General features: G+C 34.6%; 1 protein-coding gene and 1 pseudogene. Both read right to left on the bottom strand.

Annotated features, from left to right (window positions below):
• Positions 1–325 precede the first annotated feature (325 nt).
• Positions 326–520, bottom strand: coding sequence for a hypothetical protein (locus BAU28_RS22715; RefSeq protein ID WP_071720070.1), 195 nt, complete (start codon positions 518–520; stop codon positions 326–328).
• A 43-nt stretch (positions 521–563) separates the two neighbouring features.
• Positions 564–767: pseudogene (locus BAU28_RS30550) on the bottom strand (hypothetical protein); the annotation flags it as partial.

Here is a 767-nt window from a genome sequence, read left to right as displayed (position 1 = left end):
CGCTTTACCAAACTCAATAATTGTAGGACTCATATACGTTTTCATTAAATTTTCCCCTTTCCTTCTCACATAATTAAAGTTAATCACCAAATCTCAATGATAATACTTATATCGTTTTATCTAACACTTTCCCCATCTCTAGGTGCAATCCATCTACATACTATCTTTGAATTATGAAATATAAAAGTTCCTGTACTCCACTTTGCATAATCTTTAATAACACTTAATTCTTTATCAAATTCCAAAATAATAGACTTCTTATACATTTTGTCCTCACTATGATAAAGGGGGATTCATCAGTCCATGAATCATCCATTTTTTTATCCTATGGCTCGCAGCGGTCTGCTCTCATAGTCGTACAAATACAATGCTTTTTCGTACCATCTTCATTAGTTACCAATCTGTACTGTCTATCAGAATCATCGAAGGTCCAACTTTCTGATCCCCATCCTCCACAGCCTTGGATGGTATCTATCGCTTTACCAAACTCAATAATTGTAGGACTCATATACGTTTTCATTAAATTCTCACCTCCTTTCTCAATCTAACACTATATTGTTTTTTTATTTACAGCCCTCACTGTTAATACTTGTACAAACGCAAACTCTTCTCTCTCCACCATTATCTTGTAGTTTAATCCATCTAAATTGTGAACGTGAATCATCAAATGTCCACGCCTCTGATCCCCATCCTCCACAACCTTGGATAGAATCTATCGCTTTACCAAACTCAATAATTGTAGGACTCATATACGTTTTCATTAAATT

This window comes from Bacillus paramycoides, assembly GCF_001884235.1.
GTDB lineage: Bacteria > Bacillota > Bacilli > Bacillales > Bacillaceae_G > Bacillus_A > Bacillus_A paramycoides.
This window is presented reverse-complemented; position numbering and strand designations above follow the sequence as displayed.

Excerpts from the sequence above, each read along its gene's own strand:
- BAU28_RS22715 (WP_071720070.1), bottom strand. The coding sequence starts at position 520 with ATGAAAACGTATATGAGTCCTACAATTATTGAGTTTGGTAAAGCGATA.